26 protein-coding genes are annotated in these 24148 nt (G+C 70.5%); 11 read left to right on the top strand and 15 right to left on the bottom strand.

What is annotated here, in order from left to right; all coding sequences use genetic code 11:
* Positions 1-107: 107 nt before the first annotated feature.
* Positions 108-1679, bottom strand: a complete 1572-nt coding sequence (locus ACQPYK_RS32735) for a pentapeptide repeat-containing protein (RefSeq protein WP_433239476.1) — start codon at positions 1677-1679, stop codon at positions 108-110.
* Positions 1680-1689: 10 nt separating this feature from the next.
* Positions 1690-2778 carry a DUF5685 family protein gene (locus ACQPYK_RS32730; protein ID WP_433239473.1) on the bottom strand — a complete coding sequence of 363 codons (1089 nt, stop codon included), beginning with the start codon at positions 2776-2778 and terminating at the stop codon, positions 1690-1692.
* 68 nt (positions 2779-2846) lie between these two features.
* Here ACQPYK_RS32730 and ACQPYK_RS32725 point away from each other — a divergent pair, with 68 nt between their 5' ends.
* The gene (locus tag ACQPYK_RS32725; RefSeq protein ID WP_433239470.1) at positions 2847-3602 is read left to right on the top strand and encodes an enoyl-CoA hydratase/isomerase family protein; all 756 of its coding nucleotides are present in this window, start codon (positions 2847-2849) and stop codon (positions 3600-3602) included.
* A 39-nt stretch (positions 3603-3641) separates the two neighbouring features.
* On the opposite strand, the gene ACQPYK_RS32720 is transcribed toward ACQPYK_RS32725, so the two are convergent.
* Entirely contained in the window at positions 3642-4016 is a 375-nt protein-coding gene (locus tag ACQPYK_RS32720) for a VOC family protein (protein WP_433239467.1), read from the bottom strand.
* A 10-nt stretch (positions 4017-4026) separates the two neighbouring features.
* Entirely contained in the window at positions 4027-4188 is a 162-nt protein-coding gene (locus tag ACQPYK_RS32715; protein ID WP_433239464.1) for a hypothetical protein, read from the bottom strand.
* A 44-nt stretch (positions 4189-4232) separates the two neighbouring features.
* On the opposite strand from ACQPYK_RS32715, the gene ACQPYK_RS32710 reads away from it, so the two are divergent.
* Positions 4233-4355 carry a hypothetical protein gene (locus ACQPYK_RS32710; protein WP_433239461.1) on the top strand — a complete coding sequence of 41 codons (123 nt, stop codon included), beginning with the start codon at positions 4233-4235 and terminating at the stop codon, positions 4353-4355.
* A 100-nt stretch (positions 4356-4455) separates the two neighbouring features.
* Here ACQPYK_RS32710 and ACQPYK_RS32705 read toward each other — a convergent pair whose 3' ends face one another.
* The 3 genes from ACQPYK_RS32705 to ACQPYK_RS32695 form a co-directional block, all read right to left on the bottom strand.
* Positions 4456-4911 carry a hemerythrin domain-containing protein gene (locus ACQPYK_RS32705; RefSeq protein WP_433239458.1) on the bottom strand — a complete coding sequence of 152 codons (456 nt, stop codon included), beginning with the start codon at positions 4909-4911 and terminating at the stop codon, positions 4456-4458.
* A 1-nt stretch (position 4912) separates the two neighbouring features.
* Positions 4913-5980 (bottom strand): alkene reductase, encoded by a 1068-nt coding sequence (locus ACQPYK_RS32700; protein WP_433239455.1) that lies wholly within the window; start codon positions 5978-5980, stop codon positions 4913-4915.
* A gap of 344 nt (positions 5981-6324) precedes the next feature.
* A complete protein-coding gene (locus ACQPYK_RS32695; protein WP_433239452.1) occupies positions 6325-9558 on the bottom strand; it encodes a BTAD domain-containing putative transcriptional regulator in 3234 nt (1077 codons plus the stop codon).
* A 102-nt stretch (positions 9559-9660) separates the two neighbouring features.
* Here ACQPYK_RS32695 and ACQPYK_RS32690 point away from each other — a divergent pair, with 102 nt between their 5' ends.
* The 3 genes from ACQPYK_RS32690 (at position 9661) to ACQPYK_RS32680 (ending at position 12277) form a co-directional block, all read left to right on the top strand.
* On the top strand, positions 9661-10299 hold the full coding sequence (locus ACQPYK_RS32690) for a hemerythrin domain-containing protein (RefSeq protein WP_433239449.1): 639 nt from the start codon (positions 9661-9663) through the stop codon (positions 10297-10299).
* 35 nt (positions 10300-10334) lie between these two features.
* On the top strand, positions 10335-10763 hold the full coding sequence (locus ACQPYK_RS32685; RefSeq protein WP_433239447.1) for a DUF4267 domain-containing protein: 429 nt from the start codon (positions 10335-10337) through the stop codon (positions 10761-10763).
* A 203-nt stretch (positions 10764-10966) separates the two neighbouring features.
* Positions 10967-12277 (top strand): FAD-binding oxidoreductase, encoded by a 1311-nt coding sequence (locus tag ACQPYK_RS32680; RefSeq protein ID WP_433239444.1) that lies wholly within the window; start codon positions 10967-10969, stop codon positions 12275-12277.
* Here ACQPYK_RS32680 and ACQPYK_RS32675 read toward each other — a convergent pair.
* Positions 12259-13515, bottom strand: a complete 1257-nt coding sequence (locus ACQPYK_RS32675; protein WP_433239442.1) for a Tn3 family transposase — start codon at positions 13513-13515, stop codon at positions 12259-12261. The genes ACQPYK_RS32680 and ACQPYK_RS32675 overlap by 19 nt on opposite strands.
* Positions 13516-13591: 76 nt before the next feature.
* On the opposite strand from ACQPYK_RS32675, the gene ACQPYK_RS32670 reads away from it, so the two are divergent.
* The 3 genes from ACQPYK_RS32670 (at position 13592) to ACQPYK_RS32660 (ending at position 15411) form a co-directional block, all read left to right on the top strand.
* The gene (locus ACQPYK_RS32670) at positions 13592-14659 is read left to right on the top strand and encodes an LLM class flavin-dependent oxidoreductase (protein WP_433239440.1); all 1068 of its coding nucleotides are present in this window, start codon (positions 13592-13594) and stop codon (positions 14657-14659) included.
* Between the two features lie 9 nt (positions 14660-14668).
* Positions 14669-14872: a sigma factor-like helix-turn-helix DNA-binding protein gene (locus tag ACQPYK_RS32665; protein WP_433239437.1), complete on the top strand. Its 204-nt coding sequence runs from the start codon at positions 14669-14671 to the stop codon at positions 14870-14872.
* A 377-nt stretch (positions 14873-15249) separates the two neighbouring features.
* Complete coding sequence (locus ACQPYK_RS32660) at positions 15250-15411, top strand: hypothetical protein (RefSeq protein WP_433239434.1); 162 nt, start codon at positions 15250-15252, stop codon at positions 15409-15411.
* Positions 15412-15538: 127 nt separating this feature from the next.
* Here the strand turns inward: ACQPYK_RS32660 and glgC are convergent, their stop codons facing one another.
* Complete coding sequence (gene glgC / locus ACQPYK_RS32655) at positions 15539-16765, bottom strand: glucose-1-phosphate adenylyltransferase (protein WP_433239432.1); 1227 nt, start codon at positions 16763-16765, stop codon at positions 15539-15541.
* A gap of 48 nt (positions 16766-16813) precedes the next feature.
* On the opposite strand from glgC, the gene glgA reads away from it, so the two are divergent.
* The gene (gene glgA / locus ACQPYK_RS32650; RefSeq protein ID WP_433239429.1) at positions 16814-17992 is read left to right on the top strand and encodes a glycogen synthase; all 1179 of its coding nucleotides are present in this window, start codon (positions 16814-16816) and stop codon (positions 17990-17992) included.
* 146 nt (positions 17993-18138) lie between these two features.
* Here glgA and ACQPYK_RS32645 read toward each other — a convergent pair whose 3' ends face one another.
* Positions 18139-18504, bottom strand: a complete 366-nt coding sequence (locus ACQPYK_RS32645) for a PH domain-containing protein (RefSeq protein WP_433239426.1) — start codon at positions 18502-18504, stop codon at positions 18139-18141.
* 98 nt (positions 18505-18602) lie between these two features.
* Here ACQPYK_RS32645 and pgeF point away from each other — a divergent pair, with 98 nt between their 5' ends.
* Positions 18603-19289: a peptidoglycan editing factor PgeF gene (pgeF, locus tag ACQPYK_RS32640; protein WP_433258979.1), complete on the top strand. Its 687-nt coding sequence runs from the start codon at positions 18603-18605 to the stop codon at positions 19287-19289.
* Positions 19290-19323: 34 nt separating this feature from the next.
* On the opposite strand, the gene ACQPYK_RS32635 is transcribed toward pgeF, so the two are convergent.
* The 3 genes from ACQPYK_RS32635 to ACQPYK_RS32625 all read right to left on the bottom strand — a co-directional run bounded on the left by ACQPYK_RS32635 (position 19324) and on the right by ACQPYK_RS32625 (position 21285).
* Positions 19324-19731 (bottom strand): nitroreductase family deazaflavin-dependent oxidoreductase, encoded by a 408-nt coding sequence (locus ACQPYK_RS32635; RefSeq protein WP_433239423.1) that lies wholly within the window; start codon positions 19729-19731, stop codon positions 19324-19326.
* A gap of 72 nt (positions 19732-19803) precedes the next feature.
* Positions 19804-20619, bottom strand: a complete 816-nt coding sequence (locus tag ACQPYK_RS32630; protein ID WP_433239420.1) for a sirohydrochlorin chelatase — start codon at positions 20617-20619, stop codon at positions 19804-19806.
* A 108-nt stretch (positions 20620-20727) separates the two neighbouring features.
* Positions 20728-21285, bottom strand: coding sequence for a GNAT family N-acetyltransferase (locus ACQPYK_RS32625; protein ID WP_433239417.1), 558 nt, complete (start codon positions 21283-21285; stop codon positions 20728-20730).
* Between the two features lie 232 nt (positions 21286-21517).
* Here ACQPYK_RS32625 and ACQPYK_RS32620 point away from each other — a divergent pair, with 232 nt between their 5' ends.
* Positions 21518-22693: an alpha/beta hydrolase gene (locus ACQPYK_RS32620; RefSeq protein WP_433239414.1), complete on the top strand. Its 1176-nt coding sequence runs from the start codon at positions 21518-21520 to the stop codon at positions 22691-22693.
* On the opposite strand, the gene ACQPYK_RS32615 is transcribed toward ACQPYK_RS32620, so the two are convergent.
* Together ACQPYK_RS32615 and ACQPYK_RS32610 are read right to left on the bottom strand one after the other, a co-directional pair.
* Entirely contained in the window at positions 22679-22870 is a 192-nt protein-coding gene (locus tag ACQPYK_RS32615) for a ferredoxin (RefSeq protein WP_433239411.1), read from the bottom strand. The two genes, ACQPYK_RS32620 and ACQPYK_RS32615, sit on opposite strands and share 15 nt — an antisense overlap.
* 11 nt (positions 22871-22881) lie before the next feature.
* Positions 22882-24081, bottom strand: coding sequence for a cytochrome P450 (locus tag ACQPYK_RS32610; protein WP_433239408.1), 1200 nt, complete (start codon positions 24079-24081; stop codon positions 22882-22884).
* Between the last annotated feature and the right edge of the window lie 67 nt (positions 24082-24148).

Genomic DNA, 24148 nt, shown 5'->3' with positions numbered 1-24148 from the left:
CAGGAGCACCGAAAGGTCCCGGCCCGGGAGGCCCTGAGACGGCGCCCCGAACCGGCCGGTGTCGGGCACGGCCGGTGTCGGGCGCGGTCGGCCAGGAGGCGGGCCGGCTAGGAGGTGTTGCCGGGACGCAGCACCCGGGTGGCGCCGGCGACCAGGGCGGTGGCCAGGATCCAGCCGGAGGCGACCAGGGTCCAGGCCAGCCACTGGGTCCAGCCGACCGGCTCCCACGCCCCCCGCTGCTCGAAGACGCTGACCGGGGCCAGGAGGTCCAGCGTGTAGACGAACGGCTGGAAGCGGCGCACCTCATCGGGGTCGATCTGCGCCGGGGGCACCGCGGCGAAGACCGCGGTGCCCGCGATCAGCAACACGGCCACCCAGAGTCCGGCCAGCCAGGGGCGGTAGCCGTACCCGACGACGAGGTCGAGCAGCCGGCCCCAGACCCGGCCGGTGGGCTTGAGCGTGCGGCGGCGCTGGCGCTGTTTGGCCAGCAGCACCCGCCGGGCGTCCGGCTCGTGGCCGATCCGCCGGAACCAGGCGGCGAGCTGCTCGTACGGCTGCGGCTTGTAGCCGTCGGGGTCCAGGCGCAGCCAGTCCAGCCGTTCGGCCACCGTCCAGTGGCCTCGCAGTGACTCGTAGGTCAGCCCGGTGAGCTGGACCCTGTCCGTACAGGCGGCGGGGCTGTCGAGCAGGACGCCGAGCCGGGAGTAGCCGAGGTTGACCTCTCCCTTGATGGAGGCCGGGGTCAGGATCAGCTCCTCCACCTGGGCATGGCTCAGGTGGAGCACCCGGTCGGGCGCCTCCAGCGTGGCCCCGTCGAAGGAGAGCACGCCGTTGACGCGCGCGCCGCGCATCCGGATGGTTCCCGTCGCGGTGAACCCCGCACTGAACTCCGCCGCCCCGGACTCCATGAAATCGGCCTGCACGGCGTGCGGGCCGGTCGCGGTGATGACCGACCTCTGCAGGTAGACCCCGCCGTGGAATTTCGCCCCGATCAGCCTCAGTCCGCCGGTGACGCGCATGTCACGCAGGAAGGCCCCGCCCTCCACGGTCAGCCCGCCCGCCCACACCGCCCACTGGCTCTGATCCAGCCCCCGCTCCAGCAGCTCCCTCTCGGTGAACGGCCGCCGGACGTCCTCCAGCCGGCTCTCGCTCGCCCTGGCCTCCTTGCCAGGGGCGTGCAGGCATGCCCGGGAGAGCCGGAACTGGCCGGTCACGTGCGCGTTGTCCAGCCGGATCCCGCCGTGGATCGTGGAACCGTCGAACTCCAGCAGGCCGTTGACCGTGCACCGGGCCGCCCGGACCCGTCCCATCTCGCATCCCCGGAACCGCACCCCCACGGTGGTGGCGTCGGTGAGGGAGACCATCTCGGGGAGATGGCAGTTGAGCAGGTGGAGCTTGCCGGTCAGGGTGGCGTCGGAGACGTCGAGCTTCCCCGCCACGTGGGCGCCCGCGAGCCTCAGGCCCGCGGTCCTGCCCGGTTCGGGTTCTCGCGCGCCGAGCAGCAACGCCGCGATGACCTCCGCCCGGATCGTCCGCTCCGGCCCCCATTCCGCGCCCCTCGCAGGATCGTCCGCGTCCGCGTCCCCGGTTCGCAGGTCCACCCAGGCGCCGGCCGGATAGGCGTTCCAGACCTGTCGCTCGGCGGGGTTCAGCCGCCGGATGGATCGCGTCAGCCGCATTCTCGTCCTCTCACGATCCGCAGTCGCAACAGCATCCGTCGCAGCCGTCGCAGTCTTCACAACATTTGCAGCACTGGCAGCAGGGGTTGCAGATCTCGCAGGCCTCGCAGCCGCGCAGATAGCAGCGGTCCTCACAGGGCCGCCCGTCCTTGCTGCTCCACTCGGGACGCCACATTCCGCAGGTGAGGAAGGTTCCGATCCCGGCCACCGACTTGCGGACGATCCCGGGCCGTTCGTAGGAGAGGCCGACCGTCCGGCGGTGGCCGAACGCCCGCTCGACGGCCCGGCGCACCTCGGTGCCGAGCAGTACCTCCGCCAGGTGCCGCTCCGCCAGGTCGAGTTCGCCCAGCGCGAGCGCCAGCCCGTGCGCGGCGTCGTCGCACAGCCGCCGCGCCTCCTGCCGGGTGGTGCCGGTGGCGGTCAGCGGGTTGAAGGCTCCGCGCGCCGCGTCCTCGTCCTGGTCTTCCACGGCGTCCAGCAGATGGGCGATCCGGCCGAAGAACCGGCCCGCCTCCGCCAGCGCCCTGGCGTTGCCCGGCCTGCCGGCCAGCGTCGCCGTGTGCGCGAACGCGACGGCGACCGCCTCCTCGGTGGGGGCGGTCAGCTCCAGCAGCGTGGTTCCCCGGACGCCCTCCAGTTCGAGCTGGCGCTCGACCGTGGCGGCGAGTACGGCCGTGTCGAACCCGATCGCCGTCCCCATCCGGGCTCCGGCCGCCTCCCACCGGGCCGCCAGCCTCCTGCGGGCCGGGCCGGTGCCCGGGACGGAGTCACCGTCGGCCACGTGGTCGCGCAGCTTGCCCGCGGCGAGGACCAGCGAGACCGTGGCCGCCAGCCGTACTCCCTCGGCTCGCGCGTCCACCACGTCCGCCTGCCTGAAGCCGCGCAGCGCGCAGGGTCCGGCGGTCCGGTGCGGGGAGCGGGACGGGCTCTGTGCCTCGGCCAGCACCGAGATGATCAGTCCGTCGTAGTTGGTGGCCAGCCGTGCCCCCTGTCCCTGTCCGTCGCGAAGGGTCAGGCAAAGCCCGCACAGGTGCGCCATCCAGGCCTGGTGCAGCGACGGGCAGGAGTGGTCACGGCAGGGGCGAATGATTCCGAACATCCGGCCTCTCTGGCTTGGGGGGTGAGCTGCCCGCATGGTCAAAGGGATGTCCCGGGAGAATCTATCTTGTGCAGATCTCTGATGGTTTCGAGCTGTCCGTCGACCGCCATGTCGCCACGTTGCGGATCAACCGTCCCGGCAAGCGCAACGCGATGAGCGTGGCCATGTGGCGGGCGCTGCCCGGGGTGCTGGCGCCGCTGGCGGGCGACCCCGGGGTGCGCGTCCTGGTGCTCACCGGCGCGGGCGGGACCTTCTGCTCCGGCGCGGACATCTCGGAGATCGCCGGGCTCTCCGCGGCCGGCGACGACACCGGGCTGACCGTCGTCGCGGAACGGGCGCTGGCCGAGTTCCCCAAACCGGTGATCGCGATGATCGAGGGCTTCTGCGTCGGTGGCGGCTGTCAACTCGCCCTCGCCTGCGACCTGCGCCTGGCCGCCGAGGACGCCCGTTTCGGTATCACTCCGGCCAAGCTCGGCATCGTCTACCCGCTGAGCTCCACCCGTCGTCTGGTCGACCTCGTCGGCCCGTCCGCCGCCAAGCTCCTGCTCTACTCGGCCGACCTCGTCGACGCCGACCGGGCGCTGCGCACCGGCCTGGTGGACGAGGTCCTGCCCGCCACCGAGCTGTCCGAGCGGGTGTACGGCCTCGCCCGCACCATGGCCGGGCGCTCCCAGCTCACCCTGGCGGCCACCAAGGAGATCGTGGACGGCCGGGCCGGCGAGGAGCGCCTGCGCGAATGGCAGAAGGAGTCGCGAGAGGAGGTCGCCGAGGGCGTGGCCGCGTTCCTGGAACGCCGGCCGCCCCGGTTCACCTGGTCCCCCTGATCGGCGGGTCCTGCCCCTCCGGCGTCTGGTCCGAGGGTCTCATTCGGGGGACATGACCTCGTAGAGGTTGCCGGAGTCGTCGACGAAGAACAGGCCGCGGGCGCGCAGCGGGTGGTCGATCCGGCCGTTGGCGGGATCGGCGGGGCTGTTGCCGTACGGCACGCCGCGCGTGCGCAGGCGGGTGAGGACGCCGTCGAAGGTGACGGGATCCACGTCGAAGGCCAGGTGGTGGCCTCGGGGCACGTCGACGGTCATGTAGTCGAAGGTGAGGGAGGCGTTGACCCGGACGGGCGCGAAGCGGCCGCGCGAGCCGCCGGGCGGCGGGCACTCAATGCCCATGACTTCGGCGAAGAAGCGAGCGGCCCGCTCGTTGTCGAGCGCCGGGACGATGGCGTGGTTCAGGGTGACGGGCATGAGGGGCCTTTCAGGTCAGGGCGCCGTGCACGAACAGGTCGACCAGGTCGTGGTCGCTCACCTGGGGGCCGCCCAGCGGGCGGCGGGCGCTGGACGACATCAGGTGGAGGAAGATCGTCGCCGGCTTCTCCGGGGGGAATCCCAGCGAGTGGCGCTCGGGCTCGAACGCCACTGGCCGTTCGGTCGCTGCTCAAGGGCCTCTACCTGAACACCCGGATGGTACAGATCGTCCTGGCCGAGCCGAAGTGGAGCAAGAAACTCACCGACGCCGACCGGCGCGGTCTATCGGCCCTGTTTTGGAGCCATCTGAACCTGTACGGCAAGTTGAGGCGCCGTTAAGAATTATGCGATGAGCCGGCAGACCGCGTCTGAGCTGGGTTTCGCGAGCTAGGGGTACTCGATCCCGTTCGTCGTGGTTTTGTGCTTCATGGTGATCACTTCATGGTTTTGGCTGCGGATTGGGCAGTTTGTTTAGCGCTGTCACAAGCTGCTCCTCTTCGTAGTCGAAGTGTCTCTCCAACTCGGCGGCCAGGCGGTTGAGGTCCGCCCGGACCCGCTGGGGATCGTCCTGCCTGAGCGCTTCATGCAGGTCGTGGTAGATGCGTGCCACCACGACGTGTTCCTCTCTGAGTTTCTCCAGTGCTGGGCGCAGTTCGGGGAAGTACTTTTCCAGCAGGGGGAAGCCCAGGCGGTCCTCGCCCTGATGATGCTCGTGGAGGGCGTCGCAGAAGGTCAGGCAATGTGTTCTGAGGTCGGTGCTCAGCGGTTGCGGCAGCGTCGTGGTGGGGTCGTTCAGCTGGGCGTCGACCTGGGTGCGCACGGTGGCGAGCTGTTCGCGCAGGCGGGCGTGGATGGCGATCAACTCGTCGCCCACGGCTCTGGCACGCTCGGTCACGTCAGCCTGCCAGGGTCGGGTAGTCGGTGTAGCCGTGGTGGTCGCCGCCGTAGAAGGTCTGCGGGTCCGGCTCGTTGTACGGGCCGCGGGCCCGGATCCTGGCGGGCAGGTCGGGGTTGGCCAGCCAGAGCCCGCCGAGGGCGACGACATCGGCCACGGGCAGCGCGGCCTCGGCCTCCTCGGCGGAGGCGAACATCCCGGCGACGGGCGACTTGCCGGTGTGCGGGTTGAGTACGAGCGTGCCCGGCCATGCCACCCGCAACTGCTCGGTCAGGGAACGGTCGCCGATCTCCAGCAGGTGGACGTAGGCCAGGTCGGGGCGCAGGGCGCGGAGCAGCGCGGTGTACAGCCCCGCCGGGTCGCTCTCCTCGATGCCGTTGTAGGGGTTCCCCGGCGAAAGGCGGATACCGGTCCGTTCGGGGCCGATGGCCTCGGCCACCGCCTGGGCGACGTCGAGGGCGAAGCGGGCAGGCTCACCGTACTCATCGTCACGCAGGTTGACGTTGTCGGACAGGAACTGGTGGATCAGGTACCCGTTGGCGGCGTGCAACTCGATCCCGTCGAATCCGGCGGCCATCGCGTTGCGCGCGGCGGATGCGAAGTCGGCGATCGTCTCAGCGATCTCCTCCGAGGTCAGCGCGTGCGGCGTGGGATGGTCGAGCTGCTCCCCGGCGTGGCCGACCATCTGGCCGCCGGACGGCACGGCGGAGGGCGCCACGGGCAGTCGCCCGTCGGGGTAGAGGCTGGGGTGGGCCACCCGGCCGCTGTGCCAGAGCTGGGCGAAGATGCGTCCGCCTCGCTCGTGCACGGCATCGGTCACCTTCCGCCATGACTTCACCTGCTCGTCGCTGTGCAGTCCGGGGGTGTTGATCGACCCCTGGCCGACGACCGACGGCTGAATGCCCTCGGTGATGATCAGACCTGCGCTCGCCCGCTGGGCGTAGTACTCCACCATCAGGTCCGAGGCCAGGCCGTCATAGGAGCGGCTGCGGGTCATGGGCGACATGGCCAGCCGGTTGGGCAGGTCGAGCTTGCCCACGGTCACGCTGTCGAAAAGGCTCTTCGTCATGGCGCCGACGCTAGAGACAGGACCACTGGGGCCGATTCCGTAGCACCACTGGATCGCGTTACTGGTGTGCATGATCTGCAAAGGGCGGAGATATCAGCCGCCACAGCACGTACGGCCAGCGGCGCCGGCACCGCCATCGTCGTGCATGGTGAGGCCGGCATCGGCGGGGAGGGTGTTCGGGTGCCCTTAACAGACGCGTCAACAGCTGCAAACGAGGGTGATGGTGGGCCGCTGAGGAGGTTCGGGTCCGGGGGATCCTGGCAGGCGGTGAGGGCGCCGACGTAGGGCAGTGTGACAGGTGATCCAAGTTCTGTGTCACAGATGTGCGGCGTCGTGGGCAGAGGCTAGGCGGTCGTTCGCGACCGGGCCTCGGCGGCCCAGGGGGGTGCGTTCCATCGGTCGGCGATGGTGGCGGCCTGGGTGAAGTGGGCGGCGGCCTCGTGGTCGCGGCCGAGGAGGACGGCCAGCTCGCCGAGGGTGTGGGCAACCGGGCGCAGCGCCACCGACAGGCTCGTGGCGCCCGCCGGGGGGCCGTTGCGGTGCGGAAGCAGCGTCGCGTAGATCTCCTCGGCGGCGTCGCGGTCGTTCAAGGCCACGATGGCCATCGCGCGCAACGTTGTGAGGAAGGTGAAGAAGAAGTCGGGGCGGATCGGGCTGGGTGACGCGCGGACCTCGCGGGCCTCGGCGTCCAGACCGTTGGCGTGGAGGGCGAGCGCGAGCAGGTCGGAGGTCATGGGGTCGAGCGCGGAGTGGAGGGCGCGAACGTCGTCCAAGTGCGCGCCGAGCGTGCCGTCGTTCAGCCAGATCGACGCCAGCGCGAGGCGGAGAAAGCCTGCGGCGTGCACCGATCCGGCGCGTTGCATGCGCTGGGTGGCCTTGATGTAGCGGTGCTCGGCGTCGGCGAATCGGCCCTCGATGAGTGCCAGGGTGGCCAGTGCGATCTCGGCGGCGCCGGTCGCCTCCGGCATCCGATAGGAGCGGGCGAGGTCGAGTGCCTCCCCGGTCAGGCAGCGCATAGTCTCCGGGTCGTTGACCGCGGCGGCGCAGGCGGCCTGGTTGAGCAGCCCTGTCACCTGGTAGACGGGCAGGTCGTGCTCGACGCTGATCTTCACTAGCTCGCGGGAGTACTCCTTCCGCTCGGCGTCGCGGGCGAGGACGTCGCGGGCGAGGACCAGCAGCGCCGCAGCCCGGAGGCGGGGATCGGTGGCGAGGTCGAGTGCTTCCCGGGCCGCCTCCATGACTGTCGGATCGTCCTCGCCCATCAGCTCGTGGGCGTAGGCGATGAGGAGGTGGGACCGCACGTCGGGGGCGAGACCGGTGCGCTTGAGCAGGCGGCTGAGGCGGTCGACGATGGGGCGGTCGACCGTGCCGTAGGTGCGGGCCTGCCAAGGGGTGGGCTCGGTCCAGGCGGTGAACGCGGCGATCATCAGGTCGTCGCGGCCGATCGACTCGGCGTGCTGCACGGCCTGCTCGCGCGTGTCCCTGGCCGCAGCGAAGGCCCCGGCCCTGATCTGCGCGCGCAGCAGCCTGCCGAGCAGGGCGACGCGCTCGTCCGGGTCGCTGGAGTTGGCGACGGCGTCGGTGAGGAGCACGGCCGCCACGTCGTGGGCGTAGCGCGCCTCGGCAAGCTCGGCGGCCTGGACGCAATAACCGACGGCTTTCGGCGAGCCGGCTCGCGCGTAGTGGTGGGCCAGGGCCGCGACGTCGCCACTGCCCTCCAGGGCGGCGGCGATCCGGGCGTGCATCCTGGTGGCCCGCAACTGGCTGACGTCGGCGACAAGCGTGTCCCTGACCAGCGAGTGGACGAACCGGACCCGCCCGGGCCCGGGCTCGTCGAGGAGCCCGGCGATGACGCCCGCGTCCAGCGCGTCCATCACGCCGTCCTCGTCGGTGTCGGCGGCCTTGACGAGGACGTCCACCGAGCTTTCCCGGCCTGCGACCGCGGCGAGCCGGAGGACGGACACGCCTCCCTCGGGCAGGCGCGCGAGCCGGCGGCGCAGGACGTCCCGTACGCCTTCGGGGACCTCGGAGAGGGCGACCAGCGCGCCTTCGCCGTTCAGCAGCCGGGCGCTTTCGCGCACGTAGAACGGGTTGCCGCCGGTGCGCTCGGCGATCCCGGCGATGGTCTCCTCGTCGGCCTCGCATTCGGTCCGTACGAGCTCTGCGACGGCCTCGTCGTTCAGCCCCGGCAGCGCTAGGCGGAGGGGCGTGGCGCGCGCGAGGGAGGCCAGCGTTCCGGTGAGGTGCCCGCTCTCGTCTGCGCGGTACGCGGCGACGACCAAGATCGGGGCCCGCATGCCGAGGCCGCCGCCGAGCAGTTCCAGCGTGGCGGCGTCCGCCCAGTGCAGGTCGTCCAGCACGACGGCGACCGGGCGTTCCGTGGCGACCTTCGCGAGCCACTTCCACACGGCTTGGCACAGGCGGAACCGTCCAGCGGTGGCGTCGGCGTTCACCGGCTCGGTGTCGGTGAGCAGCGGCGCGAGGTCGTCCGCGAACTCGCCCGGGGACGTGGTCGCGGCGACGGCTCTCAACGCCTCGGTCCAGGCCCAGGCGGGCGGCGCGCTGTCGACCTCGGGGCAGTGGCCGGCGGCGACCAGCCATCCGTCACGTTCGAGCCGCCTGCCGAGGTGTTCCAGGAGTGTCGACTTGCCGAGCCCGGCCTCGCCGGTGACGAGGGCGATGCGGGCGCCGTCGGTGGCGGCCTCGGCGGCGGCCGTGACGAGTGCCGACAGCTGTGCCTCGCGTCCGACGAACGGCGCCTCGATGATCGGAGCCGGCCGCGGCAGCGGTGTGGTCGGCGGTGGCGGGGGCACGGTCTCGCGCATGACGTCCGTGCGCTGGGTGAGGATCGCCTCCTCCAACGCCGCCAGGTCCGGGCCAGGGTCGAGCCCGAGCTCCTCGGCGAGGATGCCGCGGGCGCGGCGGAGCGTCGCCAGCGCGTCGGCTTGGCGGCCGCTGCTCCACAGTGCCAGGGCGTGCAGCCGCCAGCCTTCCTCGCGGAGAGGCTCGTCGCGGGTGAGCCGCTCGGCCTCGGGAACCACCGCGGCGGAGTCGCCGATTCGCAGACCCGCCGCGACGTGCAGTTCGGTGGCGACCAGGCGCAGCTCGTTCAGCCGGGCCGTCTCGGCGGCGGCCCACGGCTCGTCGGCGACCTCGGCGAACGCCGGTCCCTGCCACAGCCCCAGCGCCTCGGCGAGCCGAGCCTGCGCGACGCGCGGGTCGGTGTCCGTACGGGCCTGGTCGAGCAGGTCCTCGAACCGCCACGCGTCCACCGACTCCGGCGGCAGCCGCAGCGCATAACCCGGCGCCGCGCTCACCAGCAGCCGAGCCGGCGTGCGCGGCGGACGTCCTGGCTCCAGCAACCGGCGCAGGTTGGACACATACGCCTGCAAGGACATCAGCGCCCGCGCGGGCGGCTCCCCGCGCCACAGGTCCTCGATCATCCGATCGACCGGCACGACCTGCCCACGCGCCGCCACCAGCAACGCAAGCACACCCCGCTGCCGCGGCCCGCCGAGGTGAACGGCCGCACCGTCTACCTCCGCTGCGAACGAGCCCAGCACCCGGATGAAGACCATGATCCGCACATCGTACCCGGACGGTTCCAAATCCCTTCCAAGTCCCCTCCAAACACCCGGGAGCAGCCTGAACACGTCGCAACCGATGAAGGGCAGGAACAGATGAGCGTCAACACCCAGGACATGGAGATCGTCCACCGCGTCCTCCGCCGTGAGTCACGGCTACTGGTGGAGCTCGTCGCGGCCGCCGCCCCGGGTGACACCGCTCGCGCCAAGGTGATCGCCGACCACTTCCGCGTCTACCGCATGGGCCTGCACAACCATCACGAGGGCGAGGATGAGCTGCTGTGGCCGCCGCTGCTGTCCCGGGTGGACCTGGAGGCCGACATCGTCCTGCGCATGCAGGCCCAGCACGAACGCATCGGGGCCACCCTGACCAGGCTGGACGCCGCGGTCCCCGCCTGGGAGGCCACCGCGGGCGCCGACGAACGCGACACCCTGGTGGCAGCCCTGGCCGAGCACCGCGCGGTCCTGCTGGAACACCTCGACGACGAGGAGGCCACCCTCCTCCCGCTCGCGGCCGAGCACATCACCGAGCAGGAGTGGGCCTCCCTGGGCGACCACCTGGTGAACAACACTCCCAAGCTCACCCTGCTCACGCTCTTCGGCGCCGTCCTGGAAGACGCGAACCCGGCCGAGCGCGCCATCGTCCTCAGCGGCCTTCCCGCCCCGGTTCGCGTCATCTGGCACGTCATCGGCCGCCCCCGCTACGCCCGCCACATCCGCCGTGTCCGCGGCTGAACCCTGCCCAGTCTGAACATCAAAGGAGAACAACCATGTCGCAGAAGAAGCTCAACACCGTCCTGGCCACCGCCGTCGTCCTGTTCACCCTCTACCTCGGGTTGTCCTTCGTCCTGCCCCTCGAGACGTCCTTCCCGGGCCTGCCGAACTGGCCCTCTGGCGACAGCGGCTTCCCTATCGTGAAGAGCAGCCGCGAAATCGCGATGGGCCTGGCCATGGGCATCCTGCTGGTGACGGGCCACCGCCGCGCCCTGGGCTGGGTCCTGCTGATGGTGGCCGTCGCCCCGTTCGGCGACATGGTCAACGTCCTGGCCCACCACGGCTCCATGGCCGCCGCATTCGGCATCCACGGCCTGACCTCGGCGCTGATCGCGGTCACGGGCCTGCTGATCCTTCGCGAGACCAGCAAGGCACGCAGGGCCCAGGAGGCCGCCGCTCCAGCGCCCGCCGCGCAGCCCGCCTGACGTCTGCACGCCCCGAAGGGGTGGCCTGAGAACTTGCTGAAGCAGCAGCGTGTTGACGTGCACCAGCGCGGACCACCACAGGTGCAGGACCGGCATCGAGGTTTCGGCGTGATCCTTGTCCGGCCGGTCAAGGCGCCGTCCTTCCCGTAGTGCAGCACGATATTCCTTCGCATTTTCTGAGAACTCGAAAAAGGGAGACGACGATGACGATCAACGATCTGCGCGGTGTCCTCAAGGGGCGCGTGCTCCTGGCCGATGACGACGGCTTTGAACAGGCGGCCACCGCGTGGAATCTGACCGTCAGGCAGCCGGTGGCGGCCGTGGCGGAGGCCGCGGATGCCGATGACGTGGCGGCGCTCGTGCGTTACGCGCGGCGGGCGGGTATGACGGTGACCGCGCAGCCGAGCGGGCATGGCGCCTCGGGTGATGTGGAAGGCCTGATCCTGTTGCGTACCGGACTGCTGAACGAGGTGGAGGTACGCGCGGGGGAGCGCGTGGTCCGGGTGGGCGCGGGTGTGAAGTGGGGGCAGGTGCTGGCGGCGGCCGGTCCGCTGGGTCTGACTGGCCTGGCCGGCAGCGCGCCGGGGGTCAGCGTGACCGGCTACACCCTGGGCGGTGGGGTCGGCTGGTTCAGCCGCAAGTACGGCTTCGCCTCCGACAGCGTGCGGGCTATCGACATCGTGGACGCCGATGGCGAGCCGGGCCGGGTGACCGCCGAGTCCGATCCCGAGCTGTTCTGGGCGCTGCGCGGCGGTGGCGGGGACTTCGCGGTGGTGACCGCCCTCGAACTCGAGCTGTATCCCGCGCCGGTCCTGTACGGCGGGCGCGTGATCTGGCCTGAGCACCGGATCAGGGAGGTGTACGACGCGTTCCTGGAGATCACCGCCGAGGCGCCGCGTGAACTCAGTGTCTGGATCAACCGGCTCCAGCCCCCCGGCGCGTCGCCGATGGTGACGCTGGATCTGGCCTACCTGGGTGAGGCGGCTCAGGGGGAGGACCTGCTGGCGCGCATCGACAAGATCGAGGGCGCGATCTCCGACAGCCGCGGCGTCGTCCCGGTTGCCGACCTGGGTGACATCACCGCCGAGCCCACCGATCCGGCCCCATCCATCACTCGTGCGGAGCTGCTCACCGGCCTGGACGCGGACGCGGTGGAGCTCCTGCTGGCCAAGCCGGTCGAACCGCTCATCAACGTGCAGATCAGGCACCTGGGCGGGGCGCTCGCCGAGCCGGGCGGCGGGGCCGGTGCGAGCGGCGCGGTGGCTGAGCCGTACCTGCTCGGCCTGCTGGGTCTCGGCCTGCCGCACGCGGCCGATGCGACGCGCGCCAAGCAGGCCGAGGTCGTGGCCGACCTGGAGGCCTACATCAGCGGCCGCAAGCCGTACACCCTGCTGTCCCCCGGTGACACGGCGGCGAAGTCCTTCTCCGGCAGCGCGCTCGCGCGGCTGCGGGAGATCAAGCGGGCCCGTGACCCGCACGACGTGTTCCGCGCGAACTACCCGGTGCTCGGATAGATCGGTTCCCAGTAGGTCACGGCCCCTCCGCCCACCGGGGCGGCGGGGCCGCACCGAACCCGCGTGACAGATGTCGCCGCGAGCACTGTGAAGGGCGCACCCACACAGGAAGGACTCGCACAATGAGGGGTTGCCAACCTGAATTGACTGGTCACGGGGCTGGGGTATCGGGGTTTGCGACCTCGAGATCGTCTGCCAGTGTCGTGGGTGCTCGCCGGAGAGAGCGGATGGCGTGGAGAGCTTGACGTCGCCTCCTGCTCTTGCGCGAGCAGGTCGAGGTGGATGTGCATATCCTCCAGCGGCGCGTCGAGATCGTAGACGAAGTCGCCGAAGCGGCGGATGTCGTCTTGCTGGTAGGGCGCCATCGTGGCCACGTCCGGCCGGTAGACCGGGAATCCCTCGCCGCGCGGAGCGTTGAGGACCACGGAAATGTCGATCGCGGTGTGATACATGACCAGGTCGGCGACCAGCGTGTTGAACTTGATCATCTTCTCCTGGGCTTCGGGCTCGTTCTCGGCGATGACGTCGTTGCCGAAGGCCGGCCACCTGGAGAAGTCGTTGAACGACTCGCTCATGTCGGTGGCCCGCGTGATGTGCTCGCGCAGCTCACCGTCGGAGATGTGGCGCAGCAGCACCATGGTGCGCACCGCGCGGCCGAGCTCGCGGAAGGCCCGGTAGATCTTGCTGCGGCGGGAGTCGTGACGCAGCCGGCGAAGCAGCGTGACCGACGACAGCCGAGCCTCGCGGATGGACGGCACCACCCGCATCAGGTCCACCCAGTGCTCTTCGATCAGCCGCCAGTTGATCGGTTCGCCGAACAGCGCGTCGATGTGCTCATAGGTTTCGTCCCTGTCGGGCCGGTGGAAGATGAGGTCCTTGAAGTTGCGGATCCGCGGCAGCAGCGGGCGATGACCGCGGTAGAAGGTCTCCAGCAGCGGCAGGTGGTCGTCACCGTGGAAGGCGGCGAGCTCTTCGTGTTCGGTGACCAGCGTGGGCAGGCCGCCGCGCTGCTCGACCACCTCCAACACCGCCTTGCCGATGTGCGTGTGCTGCTTGACCGGCGGCCACGGCTGATCGTCGGCCAGCGCGGCGGTCTGCACCTCGCGGGCCGCGCTCAGCAACTCGTCCAGCGCGTTGTTGTCGGTGCTCGCGTCGGTGTTCAGGGTGAGTTGTCGGATTCCGTTTTCGATGTCGTCGAACGACACCCGCAGCCGCTCGGCGCCGGCTTGTCCAATCAACCTCGACGTGCTCGATCCACCGTCTGATGTCAGGCTGAGTACGTTCGATTCGATCCTTTGCGCCTCGGAGGTTTTGATGCGAGCAGGCGTCGTGCTCACCGCACACCCCGGTGTGGAGGACCTCGCCGTACAGGCCGAGGAGTCGGGCCTGCACAGTTTCTGGGTCAATGACACCCCGATGGTCCACGGCGACCCCTTCGTCGCCCTGGGACTGTGTGCGAAGGCCACCAGCCGCATCAGGCTCGGCCTCGGCGTGACCTCACCGGCGCTGCGCTCGGCCCCGGCCGCCGCGAGCGGGCTCGCCAGCCTCAACGCCCTGGCGCCGGGCCGGATCATCTGCGGAGTCGGCACCGGAAACACCGCCCGGCGCACGCTGGGCATGCGGCCGACCACGGCGGCCACGATGGAGAAGTTCACCGCCGCACTGCAGGACCTGTGCGCCGGACGCGCCATCAAGTACCGCGAAGGTGACCGGGTCCGCGACGTCCGATTCCTGCACACCGGGGCGCACGTGAACACGGCCGACCCGATCGAGTTCGTCGTGGCCGCGCTGCTCGGACCGAAGGCCGCCGCCGTCGCCGGTCGACGTGGCACCGGCCTGATCTCCTTCGGCCTGCTGGACCCCACCGCCTGGCACGCACTGCACGACGCCCGCCGCCACGCCGCCCCAGGCACACCCCGCAACCCCGGCTCCCGTACGGGCTCCTACGTGGTCACCGCGCTGCACATCCTCGACGAGGACGAGAACCCCCACGGCGACGCGGCCCGGGACGCGACCGGCCACCTCGTCCTGTCGCTGCTTGCCTTCGCCGCCGATACCGCCGCCGACCCACGCGCCTTCGCCGAGCAACTCGGCCCCGAGGAACGCGAGGCGGTACGGCGACTTCTCGACCGGCGCGGCACCACCGCCACCGCACCCGACCGGCACACCAAGCTCTACCCCAACTACCTCGCACGCATCGCGGCGGAGGATCGGGACCTGATCCTGCCCTCGCTGATGAACGCCCTGACCCTGGTCGGCACCCCCGACGACCTCCGCGCCCGCATCGCCACCCTGGAACAGGCCGGTATCGACGAACTGCTCATCCAGCCGGTGATCGACCCACCCACCGAGATGGCTCAGCTAGCGAAACTTCTTACCTAACTCGGGCACATGCGCACCCGCGAAGGCATGGCCCTGGCGAAGAAGAACGGCAAGCTCAAGGGCAAGCAACCCAAACTGCCCGAACCCGCCCGGCGCTCCATCCGCCGCCGCTACGCCGAGGGGGAGGTGTCCCTGGCCGACCTGGCCACCGAGTACAGCGTCGGACGCTCCACCATCCACCGCATCATCCACAGGCCAGAAACCTCCAGGTAGAGCGTCGCAGGCCGACGCCGGACATCACCCTTGCTCGCAAGATCGTTCTCAGCGCCAACGGCTGTTCCTGGGTTCCCCGACCCCGGGCAGGCACTGCGAAAGCGCCTGCTCTTGAGGGGGTGAGGATCGAGCCTTGAGGGATGAGGGTCGAAAGACGTGTGACACGTGCGGCTGGAAGGGTTTTCCACCCCGCCCGGGGCTCTCTTCCCACCGGGAGGGGGAATTCCACTCCCCGGCGTCACGGTGGATCCCTTTGAGGGGCCCGCGGGGCCTCAGGCTGTTTCCCGTGAGGATCCGGGTCCCAGCCCCTTCCTCATCGGCGCGCCTGGGCCGCGCCGAATCCCGAATCCCGAATCCCGAATCCGGAGGACATTCTCATGGCCACCCTGCAGGAGCGGGCGACCTGCCTGGAAAGTGAGTTCCGGGCGCTCCGCACCCGATGCACGCCAAGGGGCACGGTCCAGGCCCATGAGGGCCCGGGCATCCACCCGGGGCAGACCTCACCCGACGGGCCGCCTCGCCTGGAGCGGCAGCCGTAAGCGGCCGAAGCCGGCCGGACGGCCGTCTCAGCTGTCCGGCGGGGCTTTCCCGTCTTCCCGCCCGGCACGCCGGCGCCCGGCGGGGCTTTTTCGTCTTCCCGCCCGGCACGCCGGCGCTCGGTGGGGCCTACCGCTCGACGATCTCGTTCTTGCCGATGACCACGATGCCGTTGTGGGTCACCGCGAAGCGGCTGCGGTCATATTCGAGGTCGAAGCCGATCCGGGCGCCGTCCGGGACGATCACGTTCTTGTCGATGATCGCCTTGCGGACGATGGCGCCGCGGCCCACCTTCACGTTGTCCATCAGCACCGAGTCCTGCACCTGGGAGTGGGAGTGCAGCACCACGCCCGGCGAGAGGATGGAGCGCTCCGCGAGCCCGCCGGAGACGATGACGCCCGCGGAGACCAGCGAGTCGATCGCCCGGCCGACCCGGTCGCCGTCGTTGTGCACGAACTTCGCCGGCGGGAGCGGGTCGTGGCCGGTGTAGATCGGCCACTGGTTGTTGTAGAGGTTGAAGACCGGATGGGCCGAGATGAGGTCCATGTGGGCCTCGTAGTAGGCGTCGAGGGTTCCGACGTCCCGCCAGTAGCCCCGGTCCCGCTCGGTGGAGCCGGGCACGACGTTGTCGGCGAAGTCGTAGACCTCCGCGCTGCCCGCCTTGACCATCATCGGGATGATGTTCCCGCCGAGGTCGTGCTTGCTGGTGGGGTCGAGCGCGTCCTCCCGGAGCGCGTCGAGCATCGCCTGGGTCTTGAAGACGTAGTTGCCCATCGACGCGTACACCTGGTCGGGTGCGTCCGGCAGACCCACCGCGTCCTTGGGCTTCTCGCGGAACGCCACGATCCGCCGCCCCGCGGGATCGGTCTCGATCACGCCGAACTGGTCGGCCAGCGACAGCGGCTGCCGGATCGCCGCCACGGTCACCTCGGCGCCGGAATCGATGTGCTGTGCCACCATCTGCCGGGGGTCCATCCGGTAGATGTGGTCGGCTCCGAACACGATGACGTGGTCGGGCATCTCGTCGTAGATCAGGTTCAGGTTCTGGAACAGCGCGTCGGCCGACCCGGAGAACCAGTGCGGCCCGAGCCGCTGCTGTGCGGGCACGGGCGTGACGTAGTTGCCCAGCATCGACGACAACCGCCAGGTTCGGGAGATGTGCCGGTCGAGGCTGTGGTTCTTGTACTGGGTCAGCACGACGATCTGCAGATAGTGACCGTTGGCCAGATTCGACAGCACAAAGTCGACGAGCCGGTATATCCCCCCGAATGGCACTGCGGGCTTAGCCCGGTCGGCCGTCAGAGGCATCAGTCGTTTGCCTTCACCGCCGGCGAGCACAATCGCGAGGACTCTCATATCACGACCTTAACCTGCCGAACAGGACTGAAACACTAAGCTGATCATATGCGCGTTGATCTGCTGAGTCGTGAGTATCCGCCCGACGTGTACGGCGGTGCCGGAGTCCATGTCGAATACCTCGCTCGGGAGCTGCGCCGGCTGGCCGACACCCGGGTCCGCTGCTTCGGAGCGTCACGGTCAGAGCCGGGCGTCGAGGCGTATCGGGTGCCCGGCGGGCTGGAGACGGCCAACGCCGCCCTTCAGGTCCTGGGTGTGGACCTGGAGATGGCGGCCGGCTGCGAGGGTGCGGACGTGGTGCACAGCCACACGTGGTACGCCAACTTCGCGGGTCAGGTGGCCAAGATGCTGCACGGCACGCCGCACGTGGTGACCACTCACAGCCTGGAGCCGCTGCGGCCGTGGAAGGCCGAGCAGCTGGGCGGCGGTTACGCGCTGTCGTCGTGGGCCGAGCGGGGCGCGCTGTCGACCGCGGACGCGATCATCGCCGTGTCGGAGGGGATGCGGCGCGACGTGCTCGCCAGCTACCCCGAGATCTCGCCGGACAGGGTTTCGGTGATCCACAACGGGATCGACACCGGCGAGTACGCGCCCGACCCGAACACCGACGTCCTGGCCGGGCACGGCATCGACCCGAGCCGGCCGTACGTCGTGTTCGTGGGCCGGATCACCCGGCAGAAGGGCCTGGTCCACCTGCTCCACGCGGCCAGGGACTTCCTTCCCGACGCCCAGCTGGTGCTGTGCGCCGGAGCGCCCGACACGCCCGAGATCGCCGCCGAGGTCACCGCGCTCGTCCAAGGGCTGAAGCGGGAAGGCGTCGTCTGGATCTCGGAGATGCTCCCGCGCCCCGAGGTGATCCAGATCCTCACCCACGCGACCGTGTTCGTCTGCCCGTCGGTCTACGAGCCGATGGGCATCGTGAACCTGGAGGCCATGGCCTGCGAGACCGCCGTCGTGGCCACCGCCACCGGCGGCATCCCCGAGGTCGTGGCCGACGGCTCCACCGGCCTGCTGGTCCCGATCGACCAGTCCGCCGCCGACGGCACCCCTGACGATCCCGAGCGGTTCGCCGCCGATCTCGCCGAGCGGGTCAACCGGCTGCTGGCCGACCCGGCGCTCGCCGCCGAGATGGGCAGAGCGGGTCGGGCCCGGGCCGTGGAGCACTTCTCCTGGGCCCGGATCGCCGAGCGCACGATGGATCTGTACCGCTCGGTCAGCCGGTCCTGACCGCCGGCCCGCCTGGCCCGTCTGGTCCGCCTGGCCCGTCTGGTCCGTCTGGTCCGCCTGACTCCTCTGACCGCTTGACCGCCTGCTCGCCGACGGCCGGCGAGGCCCGGCCGCGCCGGAGCCCCTCGCCGGCCCGGTGCGGCGGTTCAGCCGCTGATGAAGTGCAGGATGACGTTGTGCACGTGGTGGGCCTTGTTGTCACCCCGGAACTCCACCTCGTAGGTGTGGGTGCCCACGTGGATGGCGATGGCCCCGGAGGAGAAGAACGAGCCCGCGAAGGACTTGTTGCTCACCACGCTGACCGCCGAGACCTTGCCGTAGGGGATGCTCGTGATGGCGATCTTCTTGCCCACGAAGGACTTGTCCTGCACGATCACACGCTTGTCGGTGAGGCCCAGGAAACCGGTTCCCGCGCCGACGGCGTCGTAGACGGCGATGATCTGCTCCCCGGGCATCAGACCGCTCTCGATCTGCTGGAGCTGTTCCTTCCGGTCATACGCGACCTGTGCCATGACGCTCGCAATCTCTCAGGGGATCTGCGTACTCATGTAACGAACGCCCCAAGAGGGAGGTTCCGTCGGCGGGTAGGGTCGGGGCCGTGAGCTTTCAGATGAGGATCACCGACCGACACGGCGGTGTCAGTGCCGAGCCGTACGGCAGCCGCAACCTCGGCGGCATGTGCGGGGACGACCCGGGGGCGGTCGCCGCCAACAGGGCGCGGACCGCCGCCGAGTTCGGCCTGGACCGGGTCGTTTTCATGCGGCAGGTCCACAGCGCCGACGTCCGGTACGTCAGCGAGCCGTTCGGCGACGACCCGCCGCCCCTGGACGGGATCTTCACCGATGTGCCCGGTCTCGGACTGGCCGCGCTGTGCGCCGACTGCGCCCCTGTCCTGCTCGCCGATCCGCGGGCCGGCCTGGTCGGGGCCGCGCACTCCGGCCGGGTCGGCACCACGCTCGGCGTGGTCCCGGCACTGGTCGCGGAGATGGCCGAGCGCGGTGCCGACCCGGCGCGGATGACCGCGCTGATCGGCCCGATGGCCTGCGGCAGCTGCTACGAGGTTCCGGCCGGGCTACGCGACGAGGTCACGGCCGTCCTGCCCGAGGCGTGGTCGATCACCCGCCAGGACACCCCCGCCCTCGACCTGCGTGCCGCGATCACCTCGCAGCTCGCCAAGGTGGGCGTCGGCGAGGTCACCCACGACACGCGCTGCACCATCGAGACCCCCGAACTGTTCTCCCATCGCAGGGATCGCACGACCGGCCGTTTCGCCGGCTATGTCTGGCTGGAGGCCTGAGGCGCGGCCGGAGCCGCGCCGGCGGGTCGGCCCGTCAGGATGAGACGCGCTCCAGCACGACCACCGGGATCTCGCGGTCGGTCTTCGTCTGATACTCGTCGTAGGGCGGCCACGCGGCCCTCATGATCGACCAGAGCTCAGGCTTCTCCTCGGCGGTGGCGGTGCGGGCCCGGGCCTTGAACCGGTCGGCCAGCACCTGGACCTCGACGTCGGGGTCGGCCTGAAGGTTGAGATACCAGTCCGGCGGGGCGTCGGCTCCGCCTTTGGAGGCCACGACCAGATAGTCGTCGCCGTGGCGCTGGTAGATGAGCGGTGCGTCCCGGCGCCGGCCGCTTCTGCGGCCCGTGGTGGTCAGGATCAGGGCCGTGGTGCCCTGCCACTCGTGCCCCTCGGCGCCGTCGGTGGCCCGGTAGCGGTCGACGTGCTCTTTTCCGAACAACATGATCGGTCTCCTCTGGTGGGTACGAGGTTTCGTTACCCACCGGAGGAGACCTTTCACGTCAGTCCGCTCACGTCAGTCCGCGGCCAGGACGCTCCCGTAGGCGCGGGCGGCGAGGTCGGCGATGAGGCCGTGCGCGCCCAGCGGGTCCGCGCAGTCGGCTTCGATCGCCGCCGCCGCCTCGTTCGCGAGGCCCGGGGTGATCTCGGGGCCGATGGCACACGGGGACAGGGCGATGCGCTGGGCGCCGATGCCACGCAGCCGCTCGGCCGCGTCGGCGACGTGGGGCGCGCTGTCCAGGGAGGCGACCACGACGGGGAGCGTCAGCCGGGAGGCCAGCAGCACCGCCGTCGGCTGTGCCTCCGCCGCCGCGTTCTCGCCGCCGATCGTGGCCAGGATGACCGCGTCGACCGGGCTGGAGACGTTGAGCAGCCGCATCCGGTCGGCTCTGGCCAGGTCCTTTTCCGCCAGGCGGATGTGCAGGGCCTCGGCGAGCAGCGGATGCGGTCCGAGCGTCTCGGTGACCGTCACCGACGCCCCGCTCTGCGCGACCGCGGTGGCGATCAGGCGGTCCGCGACGGGGTGCGGCCCGGTCATGAGCGGCACCACGATGGCGGCGACCCCGTCTTCGGGACGCTCGCGGGCGGCCGCCTCCAATTCGGCGGTCAAGGCCTTGCCGTCCTCGCCGAGACCGGCCAGGCGAACCTCGATCTGCGGGTTGTCCCCGCGTATCAGGGCTGCTAAATCGGCGACGGCGCCTGTCGCGTCGCCGAGTGCGGCCAGCACCAGCGCGGGTGCCTCGGGCGGGAGCTGGGAGGGCACGGGTCTGCGGTGCCGGCCGGAGGGCCGGACGGCGCGTCCGCGCACTGGGAGGATGGAACTCTCACTCACATGCGCGGACTCTAGGCCCATTTCACTCCCTTTGTAATGAGAAATGGCGGCAATTCCGTCACGACATCCTCGGGAGGAGACTCCCGTCACACGGGGGTACCGGGCCGGTCAGACGTCCCGGTAGCCCTCCCACTCGTCCTCCAGCGCCGAGTGGACGACGGAGTCGCGCCACGCGCCGCGGGCGCGCACGTGATGCCTGATCCTGCCCTCCTCGACCATCCCGGCGACCAGCATCGCGAGCTGGGCGGCGGTGTTGGCGGGGGAGCGGGCGCCCCAGATGCGGTGCAGGCGCAGGTGCCGGAAGCCGAACATCAGCAGCAGCCGGATCAGGTCGGTGCCCATGCCCCGCCCCCAGTGGTCGGGGCGCAGGCCGAGGCCGATCTCCGCGCTGTGCGGATGGTCGGCCTCGATGTGCAGCCGGGCCACGCCTATGGCCTCGTCGTCGTCCCGGTCGATCACCGCGAGCACGTACAGCCGCCGGGGTTCGGCCTGCGCGGCCTCCAGCGCCTGGTCGACTATCTCCTCGACCTCCTCGCGGGTGCGCGGGTCGAACGGCAGATGCTCGGTGGCGGTGGGATCACCGTAGACGGCGTGCAGCGCGTCCACGTCAGCGCTGGTGACTTCCCTCAGCCGGAGCCTCTTACCGGAGATTTCAACGTGGCGCATGCGCAGACGCTAACGCCTCAGAAGTCCCACGGCTAGAGATCGTTCCATCAGACAACTATCCCAAAGGGCGCATATGTAACTTCCTTCCCACCCATAGGTCGGGTGGTTCCGTGAGACGGAACGATCACTGTGATAGGAGAACATCGTTGCCGTATCATCCCGCCGCGTCACCGTGGCAGCCGGCTCGCCTGCCGCAGCGATGTGCGGGGACGGGATGAAGGACAATGAACGGATGATCCCTCCCGTCCCCAACGTGCTTGTGATCACCGGCCCCGGCCTGGTCGCCGATCTCCGGCTGCTCACCGAGGTGGCCGACCGCGAGTTCGCCGCCCTCGGCGTCAGCGGGAAGGTCTCCTCGGCCTCGGATCCGGACGCTTTCCGGGCCGCGCTGGATTTCTCCGGCGCGCTGGTCGCCGTCCCCGGACCGGATCCCGAGGCGCGGAGCCTGCTCTCCGCGCGGCCCGGTGCCGTCTGGCTCGATCTGACGAGGTCGGCCGCCCCCGCCGGGCCCGTCTCCGGCACACCCGACCCGGCCGGCGCGTTCGAGGGCGTCCACCTGCACGGCCGGGGGGTGTGGGGATTGGCATGGGCGATCAGGCACGCCGTACACCGGCTGCGGTGGCCGGCGCGCCGGATCGCCTACGGCGACCACCCCGATCAGTGGGCGGAGGTACGGCTGCCGCACGGGGCCACCGGATCGGAGCCGGTGGCGGTGCTGCTGCACGGGGGCTACTGGCGCTCGATCTGGGGTGCGGATCTGATGGACGCGCTCTGCATCGACCTGGCCGAGCGGGGATTCGCCGCCTGGAACATCGAATACCGGCGTCCCGACCTGCACGGCTGGACCGCGACCGCCGACGACGTCGCCCGGGCGATCGCCCTGGCGGCCGAGGGCGCGTCCGGCCCGATCGTGGCCATCGGCCATTCGGCGGGTGGGCAACTCGCCCTCCGCGCCGCCGCCGACGACCCCCGGATCACCCTGGCGGTCTCCCTGGCGGGGGTGCTCGACCTGGTGGAGGGCGATCGCCGGCACCTCAGTTCCGGCGCCGTCGCCGCCGCCCTCGGCGGATCCGCGGCCGAGGCGCCGGAAGTCTACGGGCGTTCCAGTCCGCTGGAGCGCCTGCCCCTGGGAGTCGCCCAGCTCATCGTGCAGGGCGGTGGCGACGATCTCGACCTGGTCGACCTGGGCAGGCGTTACGCGCGAGCCGCCCAGGCCGCCGGCGATCAGGTGACCTATCTCGAAATGTCGGGCGACCATTTCGACGTCATCGACCCCGCCTCCCCGATCTGGCGGGCGACGGCCGGAGTGATCGCGGACTGTAAGTCCCCGGTCCCGTCCCACGGGCCCGCGAACGCGCCCCGCGCCGCGCGGGACGCCGGTCCTGTCCGTCCGTCAGGAGACGGATAGGGCTCCCGACGGGCACAGCTGTACGGCGCGGCGGACCGCCGCCTCCAACGAGGCGGGCGGGTCGCCGTCCAGCAGGACCACGGTTCCCTCGTCCTCGCTCTGGTCGAAGACCTCCGGCACGGTGAGCGCGCACATCCCGGCTCCGACACAGCGGTCGGTGTCTGCCTTGATATCCATAATTCACCTTCCTACCAGGTGACCGGCAGCCGGTGCACGCCGTAGATGGTCATGTTGGAACGCATGGGGACCTCCTCGGGCGCCACGGCCAGACGCAGGTCGGGGAAGCGGCGCAGCAGCGCCGGGTAGGCGATGCGCATCTCGGCTCGCGCGAGTTGCTGCCCGAGGCACTGGTGGATGCCGTGGCCGAAGGAGAGGTGACCCGTCGGCGGCCGGGTGATGTCGAGGGCGTCGGGGTCGTCGAACCGCTCGGGATCGCGGTTGACCACCGGTAGCGAGAACGCCACCGTCTCACCGGCCTCGATCGGCCATCCGTCGATCTCGACGTCCTCCAGCGCGGTCCGGACCGGACCCATGTGGACGATCGTGAGGTAGCGCAGGAGCTCCTCGACCGCGCTCTCGGCCACCGCCGGGTCCTCGCGCAGCCTGGCCAGCTGGTCGGGGTTGCTCAGCAGCGCGAACGTGCCGAGCGAGAGCATGTTCGCGGTCGTCTCGTGGCCGGCGACCAGCAGCAGGAACGCGACCCCGGTCAGCTCCTCGTCGTTCAGCTCCCCGCTCGTCACCAGGCCGCTGAGCAGGTCGTCGGCCGGTTCCGCCCGCTTACGGAGCACCAGGTCGCGCAGGTAGCCCATCAGGTCGGCCAGCGCCGCGTTCGTCTGCTCCGCCGAGGACTCGAGGTTGAGCAGCGCCGCCGAGTCCCGCTGGAACCGCACGCGGTCCTCGTACGGCACGCCGAGCAGCTCGCAGATCACCAGGGAGGGGATCGGCAGGCCGAAGTCCTGCACCAGGTCCGCGGGCCGGGGGCCCTTCTCCATGGCGTCCAGGCAGTCGGAGACGATCTCCTCGATCCTCGGTTCGAGCAGCCGCATCCTGCGCACCGTGAACTGCCCGGTCAGCAGCCGGCGGTAACGGGTGTGCTCGGGGGCGTCCATCCGCAGGAAGATGCCCGGTGGCAGTCGCCGGTCGACCCGTGGGGCCAGTGGATTGGCGACCGGCGGATGGGTGAGCTCGACCCGGTTGCTGAAACGGTTGTCGGCGAGTACGGCTCGGGCGGCGGAGTGGCTGGTCACCAGCCAGCCCAGATGGCCGTCGGCGAAGGTCATCCGATGGAACGCGCCCTGCCGCTGCCACCGCCCGGCTTCCACGGGCGGGTCGAAGGGATGTTCGCGGGCGATGGGAAAGGTCGCCGGGCAGGATGGGGCCTCGGTCATGACGCAACTCCTCATGGGTGGACGCGTGATCCTTTCGCTTCCACCAAACAACATTCGATGTAAATTT

Source organism: Streptosporangium sp. CA-135522 (genome assembly GCF_050949235.1).
Lineage (GTDB): Bacteria > Actinomycetota > Actinomycetes > Streptosporangiales > Streptosporangiaceae > Streptosporangium.
This window is presented reverse-complemented; position numbering and strand designations above follow the sequence as displayed.